Annotated in this window: 24 protein-coding genes; 12 read left to right on the plus strand and 12 right to left on the minus strand. The window is 39.6% G+C overall.

Annotated elements, in window-relative coordinates; translation table 11 throughout:
* Nucleotides 1-66 precede the first annotated feature (66 nt).
* The 12 genes from HZC45_00075 to HZC45_00130 form a co-directional block, all read right to left on the minus strand.
* The gene (locus HZC45_00075; protein ID MBI5681568.1) at nucleotides 67-426 is read right to left on the minus strand and encodes a HEPN domain-containing protein; all 360 of its coding nucleotides are present in this window, start codon (nucleotides 424-426) and stop codon (nucleotides 67-69) included.
* Nucleotides 423-728: a nucleotidyltransferase domain-containing protein gene (locus HZC45_00080; GenBank protein ID MBI5681569.1), complete on the minus strand. Its 306-nt coding sequence runs from the start codon at nucleotides 726-728 to the stop codon at nucleotides 423-425. The genes HZC45_00075 and HZC45_00080 overlap by 4 nt, the downstream gene beginning before the upstream one ends.
* A gap of 176 nt (nucleotides 729-904) precedes the next feature.
* The gene (locus HZC45_00085) at nucleotides 905-1,105 is read right to left on the minus strand and encodes a DUF2283 domain-containing protein (protein MBI5681570.1); all 201 of its coding nucleotides are present in this window, start codon (nucleotides 1,103-1,105) and stop codon (nucleotides 905-907) included.
* The gene (locus HZC45_00090) at nucleotides 1,102-1,314 is read right to left on the minus strand and encodes a DUF4258 domain-containing protein (protein MBI5681571.1); all 213 of its coding nucleotides are present in this window, start codon (nucleotides 1,312-1,314) and stop codon (nucleotides 1,102-1,104) included. Before HZC45_00090 ends, HZC45_00085 begins: the two co-directional genes overlap by 4 nt.
* Before the next feature lie 69 nt (nucleotides 1,315-1,383).
* Nucleotides 1,384-2,562 carry an alanine transaminase gene (gene alaC / locus HZC45_00095; GenBank protein ID MBI5681572.1) on the minus strand — a complete coding sequence of 393 codons (1,179 nt, stop codon included), beginning with the start codon at nucleotides 2,560-2,562 and terminating at the stop codon, nucleotides 1,384-1,386.
* 70 nt (nucleotides 2,563-2,632) lie between these two features.
* Nucleotides 2,633-3,505: a lipoyl synthase gene (gene lipA, locus HZC45_00100; GenBank protein MBI5681573.1), complete on the minus strand. Its 873-nt coding sequence runs from the start codon at nucleotides 3,503-3,505 to the stop codon at nucleotides 2,633-2,635.
* 98 nt (nucleotides 3,506-3,603) lie between these two features.
* Nucleotides 3,604-4,635 (minus strand): 23S rRNA (adenine(2503)-C(2))-methyltransferase RlmN, encoded by a 1,032-nt coding sequence (gene rlmN, locus HZC45_00105; protein MBI5681574.1) that lies wholly within the window; start codon nucleotides 4,633-4,635, stop codon nucleotides 3,604-3,606.
* A gap of 58 nt (nucleotides 4,636-4,693) precedes the next feature.
* The gene (locus HZC45_00110) at nucleotides 4,694-5,581 is read right to left on the minus strand and encodes a phosphate-starvation-inducible PsiE family protein (protein MBI5681575.1); all 888 of its coding nucleotides are present in this window, start codon (nucleotides 5,579-5,581) and stop codon (nucleotides 4,694-4,696) included.
* Between the two features lie 3 nt (nucleotides 5,582-5,584).
* A complete protein-coding gene (ndk, locus tag HZC45_00115) occupies nucleotides 5,585-6,001 on the minus strand; it encodes a nucleoside-diphosphate kinase (protein MBI5681576.1) in 417 nt (138 codons plus the stop codon).
* 243 nt (nucleotides 6,002-6,244) lie between these two features.
* Nucleotides 6,245-6,460: a glutaredoxin family protein gene (locus HZC45_00120; GenBank protein ID MBI5681577.1), complete on the minus strand. Its 216-nt coding sequence runs from the start codon at nucleotides 6,458-6,460 to the stop codon at nucleotides 6,245-6,247.
* Nucleotides 6,461-6,519: 59 nt separating this feature from the next.
* Entirely contained in the window at nucleotides 6,520-7,548 is a 1,029-nt protein-coding gene (locus HZC45_00125) for an FAD:protein FMN transferase (protein ID MBI5681578.1), read from the minus strand.
* A 19-nt stretch (nucleotides 7,549-7,567) separates the two neighbouring features.
* Complete coding sequence (locus HZC45_00130; protein MBI5681579.1) at nucleotides 7,568-8,215, minus strand: TraR/DksA family transcriptional regulator; 648 nt, start codon at nucleotides 8,213-8,215, stop codon at nucleotides 7,568-7,570.
* 184 nt (nucleotides 8,216-8,399) lie between these two features.
* Here HZC45_00130 and HZC45_00135 point away from each other — a divergent pair, with 184 nt between their 5' ends.
* The 12 genes from HZC45_00135 to HZC45_00190 all read left to right on the plus strand — a co-directional run bounded on the left by HZC45_00135 (nucleotide 8,400) and on the right by HZC45_00190 (nucleotide 22,234).
* Nucleotides 8,400-9,458 carry a diguanylate cyclase gene (locus tag HZC45_00135; GenBank protein MBI5681580.1) on the plus strand — a complete coding sequence of 353 codons (1,059 nt, stop codon included), beginning with the start codon at nucleotides 8,400-8,402 and terminating at the stop codon, nucleotides 9,456-9,458.
* A gap of 6 nt (nucleotides 9,459-9,464) precedes the next feature.
* Nucleotides 9,465-10,817, plus strand: coding sequence for a sigma-54-dependent Fis family transcriptional regulator (locus tag HZC45_00140; protein MBI5681581.1), 1,353 nt, complete (start codon nucleotides 9,465-9,467; stop codon nucleotides 10,815-10,817).
* 225 nt (nucleotides 10,818-11,042) lie between these two features.
* A complete protein-coding gene (locus HZC45_00145) occupies nucleotides 11,043-11,300 on the plus strand; it encodes an STAS domain-containing protein (protein ID MBI5681582.1) in 258 nt (85 codons plus the stop codon).
* Entirely contained in the window at nucleotides 11,297-12,487 is a 1,191-nt protein-coding gene (locus HZC45_00150; protein ID MBI5681583.1) for a hypothetical protein, read from the plus strand. Before HZC45_00145 ends, HZC45_00150 begins: the two co-directional genes overlap by 4 nt.
* A gap of 1 nt (nucleotide 12,488) precedes the next feature.
* Entirely contained in the window at nucleotides 12,489-12,860 is a 372-nt protein-coding gene (locus HZC45_00155; GenBank protein MBI5681584.1) for a response regulator, read from the plus strand.
* Nucleotides 12,861-12,876: 16 nt separating this feature from the next.
* Complete coding sequence (locus HZC45_00160) at nucleotides 12,877-14,994, plus strand: chemotaxis protein CheA (protein ID MBI5681585.1); 2,118 nt, start codon at nucleotides 12,877-12,879, stop codon at nucleotides 14,992-14,994.
* Nucleotides 14,995-15,013: 19 nt separating this feature from the next.
* Nucleotides 15,014-15,484, plus strand: coding sequence for a purine-binding chemotaxis protein CheW (locus HZC45_00165; GenBank protein ID MBI5681586.1), 471 nt, complete (start codon nucleotides 15,014-15,016; stop codon nucleotides 15,482-15,484).
* Nucleotides 15,485-15,511: 27 nt separating this feature from the next.
* A complete protein-coding gene (locus HZC45_00170) occupies nucleotides 15,512-17,251 on the plus strand; it encodes an MCP four helix bundle domain-containing protein (GenBank protein ID MBI5681587.1) in 1,740 nt (579 codons plus the stop codon).
* A gap of 158 nt (nucleotides 17,252-17,409) precedes the next feature.
* Nucleotides 17,410-18,273, plus strand: a complete 864-nt coding sequence (locus HZC45_00175) for a protein-glutamate O-methyltransferase CheR (protein MBI5681588.1) — start codon at nucleotides 17,410-17,412, stop codon at nucleotides 18,271-18,273.
* A 1-nt stretch (nucleotide 18,274) separates the two neighbouring features.
* Nucleotides 18,275-18,736 (plus strand): chemotaxis protein CheD, encoded by a 462-nt coding sequence (locus tag HZC45_00180; protein ID MBI5681589.1) that lies wholly within the window; start codon nucleotides 18,275-18,277, stop codon nucleotides 18,734-18,736.
* A complete protein-coding gene (locus HZC45_00185) occupies nucleotides 18,733-19,776 on the plus strand; it encodes a chemotaxis response regulator protein-glutamate methylesterase (GenBank protein ID MBI5681590.1) in 1,044 nt (347 codons plus the stop codon). The genes HZC45_00180 and HZC45_00185 overlap by 4 nt, the downstream gene beginning before the upstream one ends.
* The gene (locus HZC45_00190) at nucleotides 19,763-22,234 is read left to right on the plus strand and encodes a PAS domain S-box protein (GenBank protein MBI5681591.1); all 2,472 of its coding nucleotides are present in this window, start codon (nucleotides 19,763-19,765) and stop codon (nucleotides 22,232-22,234) included. The genes HZC45_00185 and HZC45_00190 overlap by 14 nt, the downstream gene beginning before the upstream one ends.
* Nucleotides 22,235-22,275 lie beyond the last annotated feature (41 nt).

Raw genomic sequence — 22,275 nt, forward strand, 5'->3', positions numbered from 1 at the left:
GTTGTTATTCTTTCCAGAAGGTATTTTTGATTTTGTATAATTTTGTTAAATATTCCTTACATGCCTTTAATATATCTTCTGCATGATTAAATCTTCTTGTGCAATATCCTCATCAATATAACTTTCAAAGTCATAGTCGCCAGTTTGCCGTTCATTGAACAATTTTTCTATCATCTTTGTAAATACAGCAGGAAACTTTTTTGTTTTAACAAATTCCCTGTTAAACGCACCGATTGTCTGGCCATGCGATGAAAAATGCAAGTCCTTTGAAAGCAAAACAGCAGAGATTGCATGATAGACCGCATAATATGTGCGGGAGACAGAATCATCATATCTTTTATTGTCAAAATCTATATGGGCAGTTTTTAGTTTTTCATGTGCCTTTGAAAGCATTGCCTTTATAACATCAATATCGGCTGCCTTCACAGTTCAACCCCCTCTTTTAATATATTCAAACCAATAGGGTATCTCTTTTTACTTTCCCATTCCTTTTCATCGCATACAATACATCCTACCAATGCATAATACTTATTCATTATTTCAACACAGGCATCCAAAACAATCTCCTGAATCTTTTTCTCTCTCTTATCCACAATAATCAAGAAATCATAATCAGAACCCTCTGTAAAATCACCTCTGGCATGAGAACCAAATAAAACTACCTTCTTTAAATGTCTTTTCAATTTGTTTTTGATAATTTCTGCAAAATTGTTAGTTACCGTATCCATGGGTTTAAAACCTCATTTTAGTCTGCCATTGCAGGCAAAGTCATTTTTAATGGTTGCTGGCACTATATGCTATTCTTTATAAATTAACTTTTCACCTTTTTTAAAAGCCATTGCCTGAACTCCTTTATCTTGGTGATATAGCGATTTGCAAACTCTTTTATTGCCTTTTTCCTGCTCTACACAGTTTCGTATTGAAGAACCTTCATCTGTTCAGGTTTCACCCGCAGACTTAAATTAAGCATTTCAACACCCACTACTTTGCCTTCAGCGTTAAAATCCAGAATTACCCCCGGCTGCACCTCCTCTGATTCCACAATAGAAGATTCATCCAATCGAAAATAAAGGGCATCGTTTTCTTTGTCTACTTTTAACCTCATTGTTGCCTCCTTGCCCTGCGGTCAAAAAATACGGTAACTATTTTCTTTGGCGAAACATGGGGATTTACAACCACATGGAGAATTCGCCCATCATGCTCTGGAATGCTTTTGAAATAATGTATATTATTGTCTTCCCCAATATTTTTCCATCCATAACTATCAATGGTTCGCCATACCCATTCTTCATGGATATTGCGTTCTTGCAACATATCTTGAGCATGTGAGGATAATTTAAAATCCATACGCTTACCAACAAGATATTTCCGCTAACATCATTTTTAACCTACCCTCTTCAACGCCCTCTTGATCCCTTGCGCTGCCTGTCTTGTCCTGTGTTCATTTTCAATCAAGGCTATTCTTACATATTCATCGCCGTATTCTCCAAAACCCACACCCGGCGACACAGCGACCTTCGCCTCTTTTAATAAAAATTTTGAAAACTCCAGAGAACCGAGCTTTCTGAAAGGCTCTGGAATCCTCGCCCATACAAACATTGTCGCCTTTGGTTTTTCAATCTCCCACCCTGCCTGCGCAAAACTCTTAATTAAAACATCCCTTCTAACTCTGTATGTCTCGCAGATTTCATGCACACAGTCCTGCGGACCATTAAGGGCATGTATAGCGGCAATCTGAATCGGCTGAAACATGCCGTAATCCATATAACTCTTGATTCTTGCCAATGCCCCTATCATATGTTTATTGCCGACAGCAAAACCAACCCTCCAGCCCGGCATATTGTAACTCTTTGAGAGGGTAAAGAACTCAACAGCACTATCCTTTGCGCCTGGGATTTGAAGAATGCTCGGAGCCTTATATTCGTCAAATACAATATCAGCGTAGTCAAGATCATGGACAACCATCATCTTATGCTCTTTTGCAAAATCAACTATCTTTTTAAAAAACTCCAGATCAACAACCTCTGTTGTAGGGTTGTGAGGGAAATTGATTACAAGCATTTTAGGTCTTGGCCATGTCTGCTTTGTGGCAGAGAGAAGGTCTTCAAAAAAATCTCTGCCGGGTATAAGCGGGATGCTTCTCAAATCGCCGCCTGCAATAATCACAGAATAGGCGTGTATCGGGTATGTAGGATTCGGCGCAAACACAACATCACCTGGACCGATTATAGCAAGCGCAAGATGTGAAATCCCCTCTTTTGAACCTATTGTTGCAATTGCCTCTGTATTAGGGTCAAGAGCAACATCATACCGTCTTTTATACCAGTCAGTTATTGCAAGCCTCAGTTTATAAATGCCTTTTGATACAGAATATCTGTGGTTCACAGGCTTCTGGATAGATTCAATGAGTTTATCCACCACATGCTTTGGCGTAGGTCCGTCAGGGTTGCCCATGCCAAAATCAATTATATCCTCCCCGCGCCTGCGTGCATCCATCTTCAATTCTGTTGTTATGTTAAAGACATAAGGCGGCAGTCTTTTTATGCGGTGAAATTCTTCCATAAAATCTCCAAAAATACAGGCTATAGGCAATAGGCTATAGGCTATAGGCTATGTGTTTTCCTATTACCCATTACCTATTGCCTATCGCCTGTTTCTCTGCATTATACGAACTCCTCACAAACGGCCCTGAATAAACATATTTTAGACCTATTTCTTTTCCAAAATCCTCATATTCCTTGAAAATATCAGGATGCACATATTCCTTAACTTCCAGATTATTTTTTGTTGGTCTTAAATACTGCCCAATTGTTACTGCGTCGCATCCAGCAGATTTTAAATCCCTTAAAACCTTTTTAACTTCATCCTTTGTCTCACCCAATCCAACCATTATGCCTGATTTTGTTATAATACCATCCGACATCTCTTTTGCCGTTTCAAGAACCTTTAAAGACCTTTTGTAATCAGCCTGAGGTCTGACAATGCCATAAAGCGAAGGAACTGTCTCAAGATTGTGGTTGAATATGTCAGGCAATTCATCCATGACTGCCTTCAAACACCCTTTATCTCCTTTAAAATCAGGGGTTAAGACCTCTACAGAAATGGCAGAAATAGTATCCTTAATCGCCCTGATTGTCAAGGCAAACTGCATGCTGCCAAAGTCCTTTAAATCATCCCTTGTAACTGATGTTATGACTGCATGTTTTAAGTCCATTTCTCTTGCAGTCAAGGCAATATTTTGAGGCTCAAGAGGGTCAACAGTCATAGGCAGTGCCGATTTTTCCACACTACAAAAACCGCATGAGCGGGTGCAGATATTTCCCAATATCATAAATGTCGCAGTCGGTTTTGAAAAACATTCACCAATATTCGGACACCTTGCAGATTCACAGACAGTATGCAGGTTCCTGCTCCGCAGCACACTTTTAACACTATGAATACTGCTCGGCTGCCCCATCTTCTTAATAAGCCATGACGGAAGCCGTCCAACACTTTGCCCATCCATAATATTTAAGGATATTATCACCTTATTTTAATAAATACAATTGACTTAACCATACATGGTTTTGTATTTTTATATAAGGTCAATTTTGGAGTTATGCTTTAGGAAGCAGGGTGTATCCTGCCTTTAAGTTGACCGCATGCAGCGGATATATCCCTGCCCTTACTCTGCCTGATAAATGCTGTGTATCTGGAATTTAAGAGGATTTCCTGAAATTTTGATACTACCGCATCCGCAGGTCTTTCAAAACACGAATCATGAAATGGGTTAAAAGGAATTAGATTTATCTTACATGGGATGCCTTGTAGAAGTTCTATAAGCATTTTTGCATCACTGGATGAATCATTGATACCTTTAATAAGGACATACTCAAATGTTATCCTTCTGTTCTTTTGCAGGGGGTATGCACGACAGTCATCCAGAAGTCCCCTTAAAGGATATTTTTTATTAACAGGCATAAGATAACTCCTGAGCGAATCTTCTGCAGCATTTAATGAAACAGCAAGATTGGTCTTTGTTTCTTTACCAAGTCTTTCCATCATTGGTATTATCCCTGCTGTTGAAACAGTTACCCTCCTTGTGGCAAATGCGAAGCCTTTTGGCTCGGTTAAAATGTTTAAAAATTTTATCACCTCGCTATAATTTAAAAGAGGTTCGCCCATGCCCATCAAAACTACATTTGTAATCTTTTGACCATCCGCTAGTAGTGATTTGCATGCAAACACCTGTTTAGACATTTCAGATACCTTAAGGTTTCTTGTAAAACCCATTTTGCCTGTCAGACAGAATCTGCAAGTCAGGCTGCATCCAACCTGTGTTGAAACACATAGGGTAAGTCTTTTTTCTTCAGGTATAAGGACACACTCAATAAAGTTTCCATCATGAAGTTTTAAGAGGACTTTTCGTGTGCCGTCAAAGGAAACCTCTGTTGCAGCAATTTCAGGAATGCTTATGTAAAACTCATTTTTGACCTTTTCCCTTAATCCCTTTGAAATATCTGTCATCTCATCAAAAGAGGTAATGCCTCTGGAATAAATCCATGCAATTATCTGCCTTGCATGAAATGGTTTTTCTCCTGCTGCAAGAAGATGTTTCTCAATATCTTTTAGTGTAAGGTCTAAAATGTTTTGCATTTAAAAAGATGAAAGGCAAGTAGTAATGAGCAAAGGGACAAAGGCTGTGTGTAATATATCACGCTTCCAACTTGGCAATAAACCAATATACACCGCCGAGAACAGCAACAGCAGCAATCAGGGTCAGTTGTGCCTCAATCGCCTCTCCCTTGAGTGTTGTGATAAGAATCTTTCTTATAACAGATACTAATGCAACGCTTATAAAGACCTTTATTGCAAACTTCCCGCCCTTTAGGTGTTTTATTTCAGTATTCAGAAGTTCAATGACAACCCATAAAACAAGCAGGGAACCCAAGGTGCTTAACAGCCCCTTTTCTATATCACCTTCAAATATATGGCTTACATCATAGACAAAGAGACCCATAACCATTACAGACATTAGTATGAGTCCTATGAGTAATAGGAGGTTCAGTCCGTGTGTAAATCTCTTTGCAATCTGAACCATGTAAGATTCTAGTTTTTGGGAGATAAAATAATTTCTAAGTTCACCCTCAACGAATGAACTTGTCATTATATCAAGGTTTATATCAATTATCTTTGTAAAGGAATTTGCAATCTCCCTTCTTTCTGATTCATCTCTATATTCCTTTCTCAATATATCAAGGCAAAAGATTCTGACAAAGTTCATCGCAGCATTGACATAATGCGGTTTGAGACCTATCTTTACATGGGCATAACCTATCTTTTCCAGTCCGAGAAGGTAACCTTCTTCATAATCCCCTGAAAACAGGTTTGCATACCATTCCTTAAGGGAATGCTGATGCCGTTTTACAACCAATTCATCTTTAAGAAAATGGGGTGTTTCTTCAAAGTCCCTTATGTGTTCATAAAACTTTACAGGAAACTCATCCGTATATTTCATCATTACCGGCGCAATATGCGTAAGGTTCTTTTCATCCCTCTCAAAGAAGTTGTAATGTTTTTTTATATCCCTGATGGATTCCATATTCTATCCGCATATCTCCAATGAATTAAAAAAATAGCCTATTTCAAACACTGCTGTTTCAGGCGCATCAGAACCGTGAACTATATTTGATTCAATAGAATCCGCATAATCCCTTCTGATAGTGCCGGGCATAGCATCTTTAGGATTTGTAGCACCCATTAAGTCCCTGTTCTTTTTTATGACATCCACACCTTCCAGCGCCATTACAACAACAGGTCCCGAAGACATGAATGTTGTAAGGCTGTCAAAGAACGGTCTTGCCCTATGGACTGCATAAAAGCCCTCTGCCTCTTTTTTTGAAAGGCAGAGCATCTTTATTGCTGCAACCTTTATATTATTCTTTTCAAATCTTGAGATTATCTCACCGATAAGCCCCTTTTTTACACCATCAGGCTTGATAATAGACAAAGTCCTTTCCATTCATACCTCCGCATTCAATGAATTTCTGTTTTACACTTTGGACATATAAATCTATTTTCAATAGCCATATCATAAATAAAACCGGGCAGGAGGAAAAAAAACCATAAAAATATTCTAAGCACTATCTGTTTCGGTTGTGAAGAAAACCTCTTTGGCTTTCCCTCAAAACTGCATTCAGGGCATTTAATCCAATTTTTATCCATAGAAGAAATATACTGGCAGCCTGCCAGCAATCTAAATCCCTCAAGTGCCTCCAAAACCTACTGTTATTTTATTATCCTCAACAATGACAGGCACATCCCGTTTTCCCTTTGAATATACCAGCATCTCTTTCATGGCATTTTCATCTGCCTTTACATTGAAGTATTTAACATCAAATCCTCTTTTTGCATAATCCTCACGGGCTGCATTTGTGTATGGTCAGGTATCTTTCCCAAAGATGAGAACATTTTCTGGCATAAAGGCCTCCTGTCGAATTTTTTGAAATATTATCATTTAATACTAATTTTGCAATATATTTATTGCCTTTCCATCGTAATCTTTTCTTTTAAACCTGATGAAACCTTTATTCTGCCATCTGCATCTACTATCAATCCTTCAATATCTGGCAGTCTTTCAATCAAATCCATTCCCTTTTCTGTGCCCATTACAAATACTGCTGTAGAAAGTGCATCTGCCATGACTGCGTCTTTTGCTACAATAGTTACAGATTGTGTCCATGATACCGGGAAACCTGTTTTTGGGTTCATAATATGATGATACCTTATGCCATCTTTTACAAAAAATCTTTCATAATCCCCTGATGTGGCAACCGCGCCATTTGATATAGTAATAGTTCCAAGAATTGCATCTTTATTTCTGGGGTGCCTAATGCCTATCTTCCATGGTGTATCCTCATTATCCTGAAATACGAACATATCACCACCTGCATGGACAACCCCTTTTTTAATACCTTTTTTTTTAATTTCATCCACAGCCTTTGCAACAATATACCCTTTTGCAATACCCCCCAGATTTATCTGCATACCTTGTTTATTCAGTTTTACTGTTTTTGACTCTTTATCTATGATTATTTGTCTATAATCAATAAGCGGAAGGAGATGTTCAATATCTTTCTTTGCAGGTGGCAGCGGTTCTCCTTTGTCGTCATTTGTAAAATGCCATGCCTTGCCAAGCACACCCATTGTAATATCAAATGCCCCGTCGGTCATCTCTGAAACCTTTTTTGCACTTGCAATGACCTCAATAACCTCTTGAGATACCTTTACCTGTTCTCTGCCTGCCTCTCTGTTTGTTCTTGAAACCTCGCTTGCATCCTGATAATGACTCATAAGAGATTCCAGCCGTTGTATCTCTTTAAAAGCAGAATCTTTGGCATTATTCATCAATTCTATATTATTACCAACAAGGGTAATCTCAACGATAGTGCCCATTAAGAGTTGGGTGTATTTGATTTGTTCAGGTTTTTTTTTAAGGAGTGATACTGCCAGAATTACAACGACTACGGCAGTAACCATGAGATAAGTCAGGGCGGCTCTTTTATTCATCTGGAAGGCATATTAAAACTTAAAACTCTTCTTCCACTTCAGTTTTTTCTATTATGCCAAATCCTGTTTCTTCTTCGTATTTTCTACGGCAACCATGCTCCCGCTCGTTTTTTGACTTACACTCCACGCAGACCTTTGTAAAAGGCAGCACCTTAAGTCTTTCCTCGCCGATAGGTTCACCGCATTCTTCGCATATACCATAAGTGCCGTCTTTAAGTCTTTCAAAGGCGTCTTCTATGTTTGCCAGTTTCTCTCTGTCTCTGTCGCCTAATATAAGTGATAGTTCTCTGTCCCTTTCAGTGCTTGCTATGTCATAGATATCACCTATCTCAAATTTTGATGTATTAGTTTCTTCCTTAACCTTCTGGCTTACATCCATGAGAAGTTCTTCTTTTGCCTTAAACAGTATTTTTGTTATCTGTTTTTCAAAAGGTTCTTTACCCTTTGGACGAGATATACCAGTAGTAATAGTTGGCTTTGCGGCGGTCAACCTCTGTTTTTTAAAGGGTTCTTTATCCTTTGGGTGTAGTTTGACAGTTTTTTTGACTGCAGACCCTTTTACCCTTCTATCTGACTTTTTCTGATTTCCTGTATTGCCTTTTTGCTTTTCAGAAGGTTTCTTTCGTTGTTTGGCAGATTGTTGTTTTTGATTTTTTGAGTTTGGCATATTGGGTTAAGAAGTATACAGAAAAAAAATAAACTGTCAATTAAAATTAAAAATTAAAAAATTAAAAATTAAAAATTAAAATCTTTTCCTTTGGGGCATAAAATAGTATAATTTCTGCTAAAGTTCTGTATTTTTTTAGCGATATATAAAATGGAGAGGTATTCGTGTATAATGGGTAGTAAGGGTGTCTGATACAATGCCTGATATAAAGATGAAACCTGTTAAAGACAGAGTGGCAGGACAGGACAAAACACCCCTTGTCCACAATGTCTCTATTATTGCAAGGGATACCCTGAAATCCCTTGTGCTAAAGAATATCCCCATTACCCCTCAAAACTACAAGGAGCAATTTGAACAGTCTGCAAAGAATTTAGGAATGAGTGCTCTACTGGAACTCCTGCCCGAATGTTCCAATCCTGATGATGTGGGCTATGATGAAAGCGCCATTTCCATTGAAAAAGAGAAGGCTTTATCAGAGATGGCTGAAGAGGCAAAGAAGGTAATGGATGAGGTGATGGGGGTTATAGAGTCATTGAAGGACAGGTCAATCAAACAGAATAAAAGTCTGGACGATGATGTGAAGAAGATAGAGAGGATAGATACCAATAATGCCGTTATGGAAGTTAAAAAGATATTGATTGGAGAACTTCAAAAGATACAAGAGGACAATACCTCTTTAAAAAGGCAGTTGGATGAAACCACAAAAGATCTGGAAGATAAAAAGGAGAGGCTTGACAAGGTTAATAAGATGGCAGTTACAGACCCTCTCACCCAGATTCCAAACAGGAGGTCCCTGGACTTAAGACTCATTCACGAGATAAACCGTGTAAAAAGGTATGGAGGCAGTCTTTCTATTGTATTCATAGACCTTGACCACTTCAAAAAGATAAACGATACTTATGGACACTCTGTTGGTGACGAGGTCTTGATAGCATTTGCCTCTTTACTACAAAATCATTTAAGGGAAACTGACTATGCTGGAAGATACGGCGGTGAGGAGTTTACCATTATCCTGCCCGGAACAGACAGGAAAGGGGCAAGGATAGTTGCTGAAAGAATCAGAATTGAAATGAAGGAAAAGGCATTTATGGATAAGAAAAAATCTATTTGTCTTAAGGTTACTGCCAGTTTTGGCATTACAGAATATAAGGATGGTGACGATGGAAAAACAATTCTGGAGAGGGCTGATTCTGCCCTTTATCAGGCTAAAGAGACAGGACGGGACAGGATTGAGGATATCTGACACAGCATGCATAAGATACTGATTATAGATGATGACAGGACAACCCGCCTTGCCATAAAAGAGGTTATGGATTTAAACGGGTTTCTCCCTATAGATGCTTCAGGGGGCAGGGATGGCATAGAGGTTTTTAAAAGGGAGAACCCTGATGCAGTGATTTTAGACCTTAAGATGCCTGACATGGACGGCATAGAAACAATGCAGGAACTAAAAAAGATAGACCATGTAATACCTGTCATTATGTTAAGCGGTCATGGTAATATCCCTACAGCAGTAGAAAGTATTAAACAAGGGGCTTACGATTTTATTGTCAAACCACCTTACTTTGATAGGCTTCTCATTGTTATAAAAAGGGCAATTGAAAAGGCATCCCTTGAAAAAGAGGTTTTAAAGCTAAATACCGTTATAGATACATCTATTGAAGGGTTGCTCGGCAAAAATGAGGAAATAAAAAAAGTTATAAAGCAGATTCATCGGATTGCCTCAAGCGACTTTTCTGTAATCATACAGGGAGAGACAGGCACAGGCAAGACTATGGCTGCCCGTGCAATCCATGACCAGAGCAGAAGAAGAGATAAGCCTTTTATAACAGTAGATATTGGGGCAATACCTGATACACTTATTGAGAGTGAACTTTTTGGATATGAAAAGGGGGCATTTACAGGTGCTGAAAAAAAGAGAAAAGGATTCTTTGAAATTGCCAATGGTGGCACCATCTTTATTGATGAACTGCAAAATATGCCGTCTGTAATGCAGGGTAAATTACTGGGTGCTGTGGAGAAAAAACAGATATATCCTTTAGGCGCTGCTAGACCTCTGGATATTGATGTCCGCATTATTGCAGCAACCAATGTAAATGTACGGCAGGCGCTTAAAGAAGGGCATTTGCGCGAAGACCTGTTCTTCCGTTTAAGTGAATTCATTATTAGTTTGCCACCGCTTCGGGAAAGGGTTGAAGACATATCCCTCCTCGCATACAGGTTTTTAAATGATTCGTTTGATGAACTAAATAAACAATTCAGGGAGATAACCCCTGAAGCAATGAACCTCCTTAAACAATATCCGTGGTCAGGCAATGTAAGGGAACTTAAAAATGTATGCAGAAGGGCAGCGATTATGTGTGATAACGGCACAATAAGACCTTCTCATCTTGAATTCCTTATTGAGGATAAGAATGAATATAAAGACACCCGCCCTATTATGCCTTTAAAGGAATTGTCCGCTGCTGTTGTAAGAGATGCTGAAAAAAAGGCTATAAAAAAAGCCATGTACACAGCAAATGGCAACAAGACAAAAACCGCATCAATCCTTCAGATAGACTATAAGACCCTCCTCACAAAGATTAAGGAATACGGAATATAAAATCATGGAATTCCATCCATAACTATGGAAGACATTCCATAGTGAGATAATCATATTACCCATCCATTGCAGCAGCATTTTAATAAAATTTCCTTAAATTTAAACAGGTTATCCTTACCCATTGGTTTTTGGCATTTTTATTGCTTAAACACTTGATGAAGTCGTAAAAAGTCTGAAAACACACATATAGTATATATTAAGCAATATAAAAAGGAGGGTAAAGTTATGGCAGCGGCAATAACATTTAAAGACGAATTCACTATAAATCAATTAGATACTCTCTTTAACACAATACGGGATACAATAAACTCAAGTGATGAAATAGTGGTTAATACAGAAAATATAACAAAGGTTGATATAGCAGGGGTGCAGATGCTGGTTGCCTTAAAAAAGGAGTGTATAAGAAAAGGGCAGGAAGTTACTCTTAAGGTTTCTGATGCAGTAGCAGACCTTATGTCTATGATTGGGGTTAGAGAGATATGAGAGACTTAAAACTTACCGTAAAAGAAGCATTCGTAATCCTTCTTGTTTTTCTGCCATCAATGATAACCCAAACACCTATTCGGATAATATTAGCATCTGCTGCTTACATAGCGAGCCTTACAATAATCTACCTGTTATTCAGACAGATGCAAAACACATTAAAAAAGGAAGATGTTGCAAGAGAAAGGGGGCATCTTTTAGAGATGGAAAACATAGTAGAGCCTATTACAAAAACATTATATGAGAAAAGCAATACTATCCCTGTGTTAGTGGGTCAATTAAAAGAGGTTATACACGAGACAGAAACCGCAGCCCTTGATATAGGTGAAAGGTTTATGAATATTGTGAGCATGGCGCAGCAGCAGGCAAATAAGACAGAGACAGTGTTTAAACTTTTTGCTGGAAGTGTCGATGGCACAAGCAGTGACTTTACAGGACTAAGCAAGAAGGCGCTTTCAGATATTATAGAAAACCTAAACAGCCTTACAGACGGCATTAACCATACCCTTACAAATATGGACGTTATTATAAATGATGCGGGCAGTATTCAGCAAATAGTTACAGAGATTGAATATATATCTGACCAGACAAACCTGCTTGCCCTTAATGCAGCGATTGAGGCAGCGCGGGCAGGAGAGCATGGGAGGGGGTTTGCAATCGTTGCGGACGAGATTAGAAAATTGTCTGAAAGGTCAAATACGGCGGCAAACAAGATAAAGGAAAGGACACATAGGATAGAAACCGATATTAAGGGCATCTATTCAAAAACAAAGACAACTACCATAGAAAGCAACGAGCGGACAAAGGAATCAGAAGACATAGCAAGGGATACATTAAGAAAGATTGAAGGAATCATAATAGAGGCAAAGAGTCAGTTGGATACCCTTACCACCCAGACCCAAACTCTGGCAAAGGATATAAGCAGTATTGTTGTATCAATGCAGTTTCAGGATATAACAAGGCAGCGCATAGAGCATGTAATAGAACCGCTTTCCGGGCTAAAATCAGATATGGATGGAATCATAAAACAATCAGTGAACATGGAGAATAAACTCCATGAATGGGAAAAGGACAGCAGTATGAAATCGCTTGAGAATATGTACACAATGGAATCAGAGAGAAAGGTTCTTAGAAATACAGCAGTCAGTGGGCAGTTACTGCTTACTGAAGACAAAGGGAGGGCATAACATGGCAACGACAATACTGATAGTAGATGACTCAATATCCATGAGGCAAATGGTGAACTTTGTTTTGACAGCATCAGGTTACAGTGTGGTTCAGGCAGTCCACGGCAAAGATGCGCTGGATAAACTGAATAATGGGGCAAAGATAGATATGGTCATAACAGACTTAAACATGCCTGAAATGGACGGGATAGAATTCATAAAACAGTTTAGAAGGCATCCTTCATACAAGTTTACACCTGTTGTAATGCTGACAACAGAATCAAAGGATTCAAAGAAACAGGACGGGAAACAGGCAGGTGCCAGCGGCTGGATTGTAAAACCATTTACACCTGAACAACTATTAGATGTTGTGAAAAAATTTGCAAGACGATGAATTGCAGATTTTAGGTTTGAAAACTATGGATTTTAAAAAACTTCACTCCATATTTATTGAAGAGTCTCAGGAAAGACTTGCAGAACTTGAAAGTGGACTCCTGCAACTAGAAAGAACGCCCGATGATAAGGAACTCCTCAACACGATTTTCAGGGCTGCCCACACCATAAAAGGTTCCAGCGGAACACTGGGACTAAAAGATATTTCAAAATTCACCCATAATATGGAAGAAATATTAGACCTTATGAGGGAAGGAAGATTATCGCCTCATAAGGAAATCATAAATACCCTTCTTGATTCCACTGACTTAATCAAAGAGATGGTGGAGTCTGTTGCATCTGACACTGTATTTGATTTTACAAGGTGCAATAGTCTTGTAGAACGGATGGAGGAAATAAGGGCTGGAGATAGGCAGGTCATTCCTATCATAGACCAAGATATAAAGGGTTTGAAAACCACACCTGCCAGTAGTGAACTCAGGACATTCAGGATTATCTTCATCCCTCCTCAAGACCTTTTCAAAAGGGGCATAGACCCTGCCATAATATTGGATGACCTCAAAAAAATAGGCACAGTTGCAAACATAAATGCAGATACAAATAACATCCCCCCTCTAAAAGATTTTAACCCTGAAAATCTTTACCTAAAATGGGACATCTGCTTTAAAACAGACAAGGATGAAGAAGAGATAAGGAAGGTTTTTGAATTTGTTGAGGACGGAAGCAAAATCAAGATTATCCCCGCATCTTCAACCCAAAAGGATATGCCGCTTATAGGGAAGATGCTTGTGGAAGAAGGGGTTGTGAGTCCTAAAGACATTGAAGAGGCATTAAGGGCACAGAAAAAACTTGGCGAAATCCTTGTTGAACAGGGGAAAGCTACACCGCTGCAGATTGAAAAGGTGCTTAAAAAACAAGAGGGTATAAAATCAGAGTCCTTTAAAAGTTCTGTATCATCAACCATCAGGGTTGACCTAGAAAAATTAGATAGACTTATAAACATTGTGGGTGAGATGGTAATCATAAATTCCATGTTCCAGCAATTAGTATCAGACAAACAGGAAACAGCAGGTGATGCAAAAATCACAGTGGAACAATTAAATGCAATCTTCTCGCAGCTTACAAGGGTAAGCAAAGATATACAGGAAAATACCATGTCCTTGCGGATGCTGCCTGTAGGTGATGTGTTCCGCAGGTTTGACAGACTGGTAAGGGAACTCTCTGTAAGCGAGAACAAAAAAATTCAACTGGTAATGAGCGGTGAAGAAACAGAACTTGACAAAGGTGTCCTTGAAAAGATTACAGACCCGCTTGTCCATCTTATCAGGAATTCCATTGATCACGGAATAGAAGCCCCTAAAGAACGGCTCTTAAAAGGAAAAACTGAAACTGCAATAATCCATTTAACCGCGTATCAACTTGGCAACTCTGTTTATATAGATGTGGAGGATGACGGCAGGGGGCTCAATAAAGAGAAGATTCTGGAAAAGGCTGTCTCAAGAGGGATTATAAATGGCAATAAGGAACTTACAGATGAGGAAATCTATAATCTTATTTTCCTGCCGGGTTTTTCAACTGCTGACAGGGTAACAGATGTATCAGGCAGGGGTGTGGGTATGGATGTGGTGAAAAGGAACATAGAGTCTTTAAACGGCAGTGTCTTTATCCGCACAAGACATGATGCAGGGACAACCATATCCATTAAACTGCCTTTAACCCTTGCCATCATAGACGGGATTACAGTCCTTATTGGGAACGAAACCTTTGTTGTGCCAATGGCATCTGTTGTTGAATCCATAAGACCGCGGAAAGAAGATGTGCAGACAATCGCAGAAAAGGAAGAGGTCGTAAATGTCAGGGGAGAGTTTATACCGCTTATAAGACTTTATGAAACTATGAATATAATGCCCGGCAAAAAAGAGCCGTGGGACGGCATTGTGGTTATTGTTGGAACTGAAAATGGGAAATACTGTTTGATGGCTGATGAAATCCTCGGACAGCAGCAGGTTGTTATAAAGAACCTTGGCAGGGCAATGCCAAAGGTTAGTTCTGTTGCAGGGGGAACAATACTTGGCAATGGCATGGTTGCACTTGTCCTTGATGTGCATGGTGTGGTGGAAAAGGGCATAAAATAAACAAAAGGAGGTGTTTTATATGCCAAATGAGTGCAGAGAGTATGTTACCTTTTATCTCAATAATGAGGCATTTGCTGCCCCGGCATTATCTGTTCAGGAGATTATAGAACTGACAAATATAACGAAGGTGCCGCACCTGCCTGAATTCATAAAAGGTGTTATAAACCTCCGCGGCACCATAATCCCTGTAATTGATTTGAAACAAAAATTCGGCATGAATTCAGAGGAATATAAGGCCCATGCCTGTATTATTGTTACAGAATTCTCAGGGGGTGTTACAGGACTGATTGTTGATAGTGTATCAGATGTTCTGAATATGCCGCAGGAATCCATTAAACCTGCCCCTTCTTTTGGGACAAAGGTAAGGGCAGACTTTATTAATGGTGTGGCAAAGGTGGATGAAAAACTGGTCATAGTCCTTGATGTGGAAATGGTTCTTTCTAATGAAGAGGCAGCTATAGCCGCAGAGGCAGCGGCAAGCAGTATTTAATTTAAAACATTTAAAAAGGAGGATGATATGCTTAACAAATTCAAATCACTCAAGGTGAAGACAAAACTACTCATAAACACATTTATACTTTTACTCCTTATGAGTATTGGGGCGGTTATGGGCTATAGAAGTCTGTCTGAAATAAATGATGCAATGGCTAAAATGGATGACACTTCTGAAAATGCTTATGAACTTGCAAACCTCAAGGCAAATATGAATGCTGCAAGGGCATCCCTTGTAATTATGACCTCAGAAACTGACAAGGTAAAACAAGAGGCACAGCACGTTATAATAAAAGAGGCAACTTTAAAAACCGACAGCATTATGGCAGGCTTTGATAAAAAAACACAGGACACCAAATTCAGGGAAATGAAAAAGACATGGGAGGAATTCAGGGATGTAAGGGACAAACAACTAATTCCACACATATACAAAGGTGAAATCCAGCAGGCAAAGATGCTTGCCCTTGGTGAACAGGCAGTGCGGTTTAAAAAGATATACACACTGTCATCAGAACTAATTGAAGAAAACAGTAAGGCAAAAAAGGCGCTGAAGGCAGGTGTGCAGGATATGTATAAAAAGACTGCTGCCGCTACAATAGGGGCGAGTATCTTTGCCATACTGTCTGGACTCTTGCTGTCACTGCTTATTTCCAATATGGTAACAAACCCTATCATAGCAGCAGGTGATGCTGCAAATAAGATTGCAGATGGAGACTTAAGGGTCAGCATCAATAGTTCATCAAAAGACGAGGTTGGACTGATGATGGATTCATTAACCCATATGGTTGCAAACTTAAGGATGATTGTGTCCCAGACACAGGAGGCAGCCGGTCAGGTGTCCATTGCAGCAGACCAGATAGCAGATGCCAACCAGAATTTTTCACAGAGAATCACAGAACAGGCAGCCTCCATAGAAGAAACATCAGCCACTATGGAAGAGATGTCAGCATCAATAAAACATACTGCAGAAAACGCAAGTCAGGCAAATAAACTTGCACAGGGCACACTCTGTCTTGCAGAATCAGGAAGCGCTGTAATGGAGGAGACCATTGTGGCAATGGATGATATGAACAGGTCATCAGGCAGGATAGTAAACATATCAAATGTGATAGAGGGAATCGCATTTCAGACTAACCTCCTTGCCTTAAATGCAGCGGTTGAGGCAGCAAGGGCAGGAGAGCATGGAAAGGGTTTTGCAGTAGTTGCGTCTGAAATCAGGAGCCTTGCCCAAAGGTCGTCCCAATCAGCAAAGGAAATTACAGGACTTATACAGGAAAGCGTGGAAAAGACAAAGAGGGGTGTGCATCTTGCCAATGAATTGAACACAAAACTTGGCGAGATAGCAATAAGTGTAAAAAAGGTTGCTGATTTGATGGATGAGGTTGCAGCAGCATCACAAGAGCAGGCATCAGGAATCAATCAGGTTAATACAGCAGTGTCCCAGATAGACCAGACCACCCAGCAGAATGCCTCTCTTGTAGAAGAGACATCCGCATCTGCAGAGGAACTTGCGGCACAGGCAAAGGAACTTATAAGTCTTGTATCTGTATTTAAATTAAATGGAACAGGCGAAGAAACCCACTTTGAAAGGGGGATGAGAGAACACCCTGTAAAGAGGACTGCCATCCATGCAGTATCAGGCAAAACAGCAAAGGCCCTGCCCCGTGCATCGGGTAGAGCAGAAAGAAAGCCAACTACATCAGAAGTTTCAAATTATAAATCAGAGGTTTCAGGAAATGTGGAGGAGGGTTTTGCAGAGTTCTAAAATGACAGCAACGGCAAAAAGACATTATAGTAAAGGCAATAAATAAATTTACATTATTGTCATTCCCGCGCAGGCGGGAATCCAGTAAAATAAAAAGATTCTGGATACCTGCTTTCGCAGGCATGACAAAAAACTTAATGCCGTTACTATAGTTAAAAATGACAGCATATATACACACTATACCATATGAGGATGAGGAAGGAATGGATGGGCTGACCAATGATGTGTTTTCCCTCTTTTCAAATCTGATATACAAATACTCTGGAATAAAACTCAATGCTAATAAGCAAAACCTCCTTACATCAAGGCTTGCAAAGAGGATAAATCAACTGGGACTGCGGGGGGTTTATGATTATTATCAGATGGTGAGGGATAGCGAAGATGAACGGATAGAGATGCTTAACCGCATTTCCACTAACACAACAAAATTCTTTAGGGAGAATTATCATTTTGAGTATCTGAAAAATAGTGTAATACCAAAATTACTGAAGGACAAGACAAATGACAGGACAATAAGGATATGGAGCGCAGGCTGCTCAACAGGTGAAGAGCCGTATTCCATAGCCATATCAGTTTGTGAGGTAGTGAAAAGGCGCGGTTGGGACATTAAAATCCTTGCAACAGATATATCCACAAAGGCTTTAGAAACTGCAAAGGCAGGGATATATGAGATGGAACAGATACCTGATGATTTGCCCACTGAAATAACTGCGGCATATTTTATGAAGGGCATTAAGGAAAATGAGGGCAGAATAAAGGCAAAGGATTTTTTAAAGGAGATGATACGGTTCAGACGGCTCAATCTTAAAGACGCAGAATACCAGTTTTCAAAAAAGTTTGATGTCATATTCTGCAGGAATGTGATGATTTATTTTGATGAAAACATGAAGCGCCATGTGATGAATAAATTCCACACACATCTGACAGATGATGGCTGCATGTTTTTGGGTCATTCAGAAACCGTATTGAATAAAGAGGTATTTACGCCTGTTTATATAACGGTGTATAGGAAGAAGATGTGATATGCAGCGGATTATAATTAACATTGGTGACATTATTGTGTCCAGTGAGCCTGCCTTATTGGAAACGGTTCTGGGTTCGTGTGTTTCTGTGTGCCTGTGGAACGAAAGACTGCGCATAGGCGGCATGAACCATTTCATGCTTCCGCAGACAAAAGATAACACAAAGGACAAAGGATATTACGGCTGTGAATCTATTCACGAAATGGTCAATAAATTTATAAGACTTGGCTCTGCTGCACAGTCTCTTAAGGCAAAGGTCTTTGGCGGCAGTAGGGTAAATAAGACTATTTACCAGAAAAGAACAATGGATATTGGAAAAGAGAATGTCCGTATTGCAAAGGATATACTGGATAAATACAGCATCTCTGTAATAAAGGAATTTACAGGACCTGATTATGGCATAAAGGTAATATTCTGCACATCCACAGGAAGGGCGTTTATAAAGAGACTAGGGGTTGTATGATAAAGGTAATGCTCATAGATGATTCTGCACTTATAAGGCATCTCCTCACAGAGATACTTAATGATACAGATGACATCAGGGTAGTAGGCACTGCCTCTGACCCGATATTTGCAATGAAGAAAATAAATGACCTCAAACCTGATGTTATTACCCTTGATGTAGAGATGCCCCGAATGGACGGGCTCACCTTCCTTGAACAACTAATGAAGACAAATCCCCTGCCTGTGGTTATGATTAGCGCCTTGACACAGAAAGGCGGTGACACCACTTTAAAGGCGATTGAACTTGGCGCTGTTGATTATGTAAGCAAACCATCTATTGATGTATCAAACGGTGTTTCAGCACTGGGTGATGAGATTGCAAGTAAAGTCAGGGTTGCTGCAAAGGCGAATTTAAGAAAAGTCAGGAGTCAGGGGGTGAAAAGCATGCTTTTCACGGTCAGGGGTAAAACTCAAAACTCTGAACTCAAAACCACCACTGATAAAATAATTGCAATAGGGGCATCAACAGGCGGGACACAGGCTATAACAGAGGTCCTAGCCAATCTCCCTGAATCTACACCCGGCATTGTTATAGTCCAGCACATGCCTCCTGTGTTTACCCGCTCATTTGCTGACAGGTTAAATTCTGTTTCAAGACTGGATGTAAAAGAGGCATGTTCAGGAGACAGGGTGTTGACAGGGACTGTCTTAATAGCGCCCGGTAATAAACACATGACAGTAAAGCGTAACGGCGCCATGTATTATGTGGATATTCAGGACGGTCCTATGGTAAACTTTGTCCGACCTTCTGCAGATGTCCTGTTTCGGTCTGTTGCAAGATGTGCAGGTAAAAATGCTATCGGAGTTATTCTTACAGGCATGGGTGAAGATGGTGCAAGGGGGATGCTGGAGATGAAAGAGGCAGGGGCATGGACAATTGCACAGGACGAGGCAACATCTGTTGTATTCGGCATGCCAAAAAAGGCAATAGAGATTGGCGCAATAGACAAGGTATTACCTCTGGAAAAGATAGCAGAGGGTATAAATGAAAACATCTAATAATCCATCAGGTTATTCCATCTCACTCCGCAATATCTTTTTTAAAGTCCTTGCAGTTATCTTCCTTGCTGAACTATTTATTATGTCTATTCTGCACATATTTTTGCCTGAAAAGGGCATAATTGTAGAAACATTTTTAGATGTGACAGCCCTTGCAATTGTAATGATACCTTTCCTTTGGTATCTGGTTATTAAACCTTTTTCTGAAACACTTACAAAGACACATCTTCTCTTTGAATCATCTCCTGACTGCATGTGCCATATCTCTTTGGATGGTAAATTTATTAGTATGAACAGGGCAGGCTTAAAATTGAACGGACTTGATAGTCCAGAAGAGGTTATTGGAAAAGACTGCACAGCCAGCATAATAGACAACAAGGTTCTGGCAGAAGACGCAGTAAGGACTGCTGCAAAGGGTGAATCTATATCTCTTGAGTATAAGTCTGTTAATAAAAACGGCGCAGAAATCTGGTGGGATTCCAAATTAACACCAATAAAGGATTCAAATGGCAATATTACCAGCATACTGCGGGTTTCAAGGGATATAACAGCCCAGAAATCTTTGGTAAAGACAATAGAGCAGATTACATCTATTATAGAATCAACCTCTGACCTTGTTGGGGTTGCCTCTCCTGACAAAAGGCTGATTTATATAAACAAGGCAGGAAGAGAGATGCTTGGCATTGGTCTGCACGATGATATTTCAAAAACATACATCCCTGATTATCATCCTGAATGGGCTTATAATATTGTGTTAAATAAAGGCATTCCATTTGCCATCCAGCATGGCACATGGACAGGTGAAACCGCTATTTTAACCCGCAGCCGCACAGAGATACCCTTATCCCAGACAATAATAGCACACAAAAGACATGATGGAAGTGTAAAATTCTTTTCTACTATTGCCAGAGATATAAGTAAATCCAAGCAATTAGAATATAATCTGATAAAAAGCAGAGAACATCTTGCTCATGCTCAGGCAATTGCCCACATAGGAAGTTGGGAATGGGACATAGAAAAAGGAGGATTATACTGGTCTGATGAAACCTACCGCCTCTTTGGTTTAAAACCATATGAGATTACGCCTGCATATGAAGATTTTCTCAACAGGGCGCACCATGAAGACAGGGGATTTGTCAGAAGGTCAGTTAATGAAGCCGTATATGACAAAAGACCTTACTCTATTGAGCACAGGATTATACTGCCTGATAATTCAGTCCGCTTTATGCATTCAGAGGGCAAGGTAACCTTTGATGAAGATAACAGGGCAATACTCATGTCAGGGACATCACAGGATATAACAGAGCACAAGAAACTTGAGACACAACTCCGTCATGCACAAAAGATGGATGCAGTAGGCAAACTGGCTGGAGGCATAGCCCATGAATTCAATAATATACTCACATCAATAATAGGCTACACCTATATCTTGCAGAAAAAACTTAATAACGATCCATTGATTACATATACAAGGCAAATCCTTGCCTCATCAGAAAGGGCTGCCAATCTCATAAGGGGTCTCCTTGAATTCAGTAGAAAGGACTTAACACCTTCAAAAAGGGCTGTAAATTTAAATGAGATAGTAAAAGAATCTATAGTTTTTATAGAGGGCATGATTGGGGAAGATATTAAGATTGAACAGGTATTGAGCGATGAGAAAATTAGTGTAATAGCAGACAGAGGTCAGATTGAACAGGTTTTAATGAACCTTGCTGCCAATGCAAGGGATGCCATGCCTGATGGAGGGGTTTTAATCATAAAGACGAAAATTATAGAGATGGATGATGGTTTTATAAAGGCGCACGGGTTTGGCAAAAACGGGAGATATGCTGTTATCTTATTTGCAGATACAGGTAAAGGCATGGATGAAAAGACAAGGGAGCATATCTTTGAGCCGTTCTTTACAACCAAGGATGTAGGAAAAGGCACAGGACTAGGACTTGCAATTGTGTATGGGATGATTGAAGAACACAGCGGCTATATAAATGTATATAGTGAACAGGGCAAAGGGACAGAGTTTACAATATACCTTCCTTTTACTGAAGAAAAGGTTACTATTGAAACACGACATGAAGTTACCCTGTTAGGCGGGAAAGAAACTATACTTGTTGTAGATGATGACTGCGAAACAATAACTGCTGTAAAAACCTTTCTTGAAGAATTTGGCTATAAGGTCATAGAGGCAGATAGCGGGGAATCTGCCATAAGGCTCTTTGAAGAAAATAAGGAAGGCATAGGTCTTGTTATCCTTGATGTAATAATGCCGGATAAGAACGGCAAAGAGGTATATGATGAAATGAAAAAAATCAGACCTGATATTAAAACTATATTTGTCAGCGGTTATGGCGCTGATATGCTCTTTGAGAGAAAAATCCTTGAACATGACATGGATTTTATCTGCAAGCCATTCATACTCAGCCAGTTTTTGACTAAGGTCAGAGAGGTGCTGGACAGGTAAATATTCCCCCCTTGCAATCCCATCTCTTTTTAGGTTATAGA

It is taken from the genome of Deltaproteobacteria bacterium, from assembly GCA_016223005.1.
In the GTDB taxonomy this organism is placed as follows: Bacteria; Desulfobacterota; GWC2-55-46; order UBA9637; family GWC2-42-11; genus JACRPW01.

Excerpts from the sequence above, each read along its gene's own strand:
- lipA (MBI5681573.1), bottom strand. The coding sequence starts at position 3,505 with ATGGATGGGCAAAGTGTTGGACGGCTTCCGTCATGGCTTATTAAGAAG.
- HZC45_00175 (MBI5681588.1), top strand. The coding sequence starts at position 17,410 with ATGACAGCATATATACACACTATACCATATGAGGATGAGGAAGGAATG.
- HZC45_00185 (MBI5681590.1), top strand. The coding sequence starts at position 18,733 with ATGATAAAGGTAATGCTCATAGATGATTCTGCACTTATAAGGCATCTC.
- HZC45_00140 (MBI5681581.1), top strand. The coding sequence starts at position 9,465 with ATGCATAAGATACTGATTATAGATGATGACAGGACAACCCGCCTTGCC.
- HZC45_00145 (MBI5681582.1), top strand. The coding sequence starts at position 11,043 with ATGGCAGCGGCAATAACATTTAAAGACGAATTCACTATAAATCAATTA.
- HZC45_00155 (MBI5681584.1), top strand. The coding sequence starts at position 12,489 with ATGGCAACGACAATACTGATAGTAGATGACTCAATATCCATGAGGCAA.
- HZC45_00165 (MBI5681586.1), top strand. The coding sequence starts at position 15,014 with ATGCCAAATGAGTGCAGAGAGTATGTTACCTTTTATCTCAATAATGAG.
- rlmN (MBI5681574.1), bottom strand. The coding sequence starts at position 4,635 with ATGCAAAACATTTTAGACCTTACACTAAAAGATATTGAGAAACATCTT.
- HZC45_00085 (MBI5681570.1), bottom strand. The coding sequence starts at position 1,105 with ATGAGGTTAAAAGTAGACAAAGAAAACGATGCCCTTTATTTTCGATTG.
- HZC45_00125 (MBI5681578.1), bottom strand. The coding sequence starts at position 7,548 with ATGAATAAAAGAGCCGCCCTGACTTATCTCATGGTTACTGCCGTAGTC.
- HZC45_00190 (MBI5681591.1), top strand. The coding sequence starts at position 19,763 with ATGAAAACATCTAATAATCCATCAGGTTATTCCATCTCACTCCGCAAT.
- HZC45_00090 (MBI5681571.1), bottom strand. The coding sequence starts at position 1,314 with ATGTTGCAAGAACGCAATATCCATGAAGAATGGGTATGGCGAACCATT.
- HZC45_00080 (MBI5681569.1), bottom strand. The coding sequence starts at position 728 with ATGGATACGGTAACTAACAATTTTGCAGAAATTATCAAAAACAAATTG.
- HZC45_00170 (MBI5681587.1), top strand. The coding sequence starts at position 15,512 with ATGCTTAACAAATTCAAATCACTCAAGGTGAAGACAAAACTACTCATA.
- ndk (MBI5681576.1), bottom strand. The coding sequence starts at position 6,001 with ATGGAAAGGACTTTGTCTATTATCAAGCCTGATGGTGTAAAAAAGGGG.
- HZC45_00150 (MBI5681583.1), top strand. The coding sequence starts at position 11,297 with ATGAGAGACTTAAAACTTACCGTAAAAGAAGCATTCGTAATCCTTCTT.
- HZC45_00130 (MBI5681579.1), bottom strand. The coding sequence starts at position 8,215 with ATGCCAAACTCAAAAAATCAAAAACAACAATCTGCCAAACAACGAAAG.
- HZC45_00180 (MBI5681589.1), top strand. The coding sequence starts at position 18,275 with ATGCAGCGGATTATAATTAACATTGGTGACATTATTGTGTCCAGTGAG.
- alaC (MBI5681572.1), bottom strand. The coding sequence starts at position 2,562 with ATGGAAGAATTTCACCGCATAAAAAGACTGCCGCCTTATGTCTTTAAC.
- HZC45_00110 (MBI5681575.1), bottom strand. The coding sequence starts at position 5,581 with ATGGAATCCATCAGGGATATAAAAAAACATTACAACTTCTTTGAGAGG.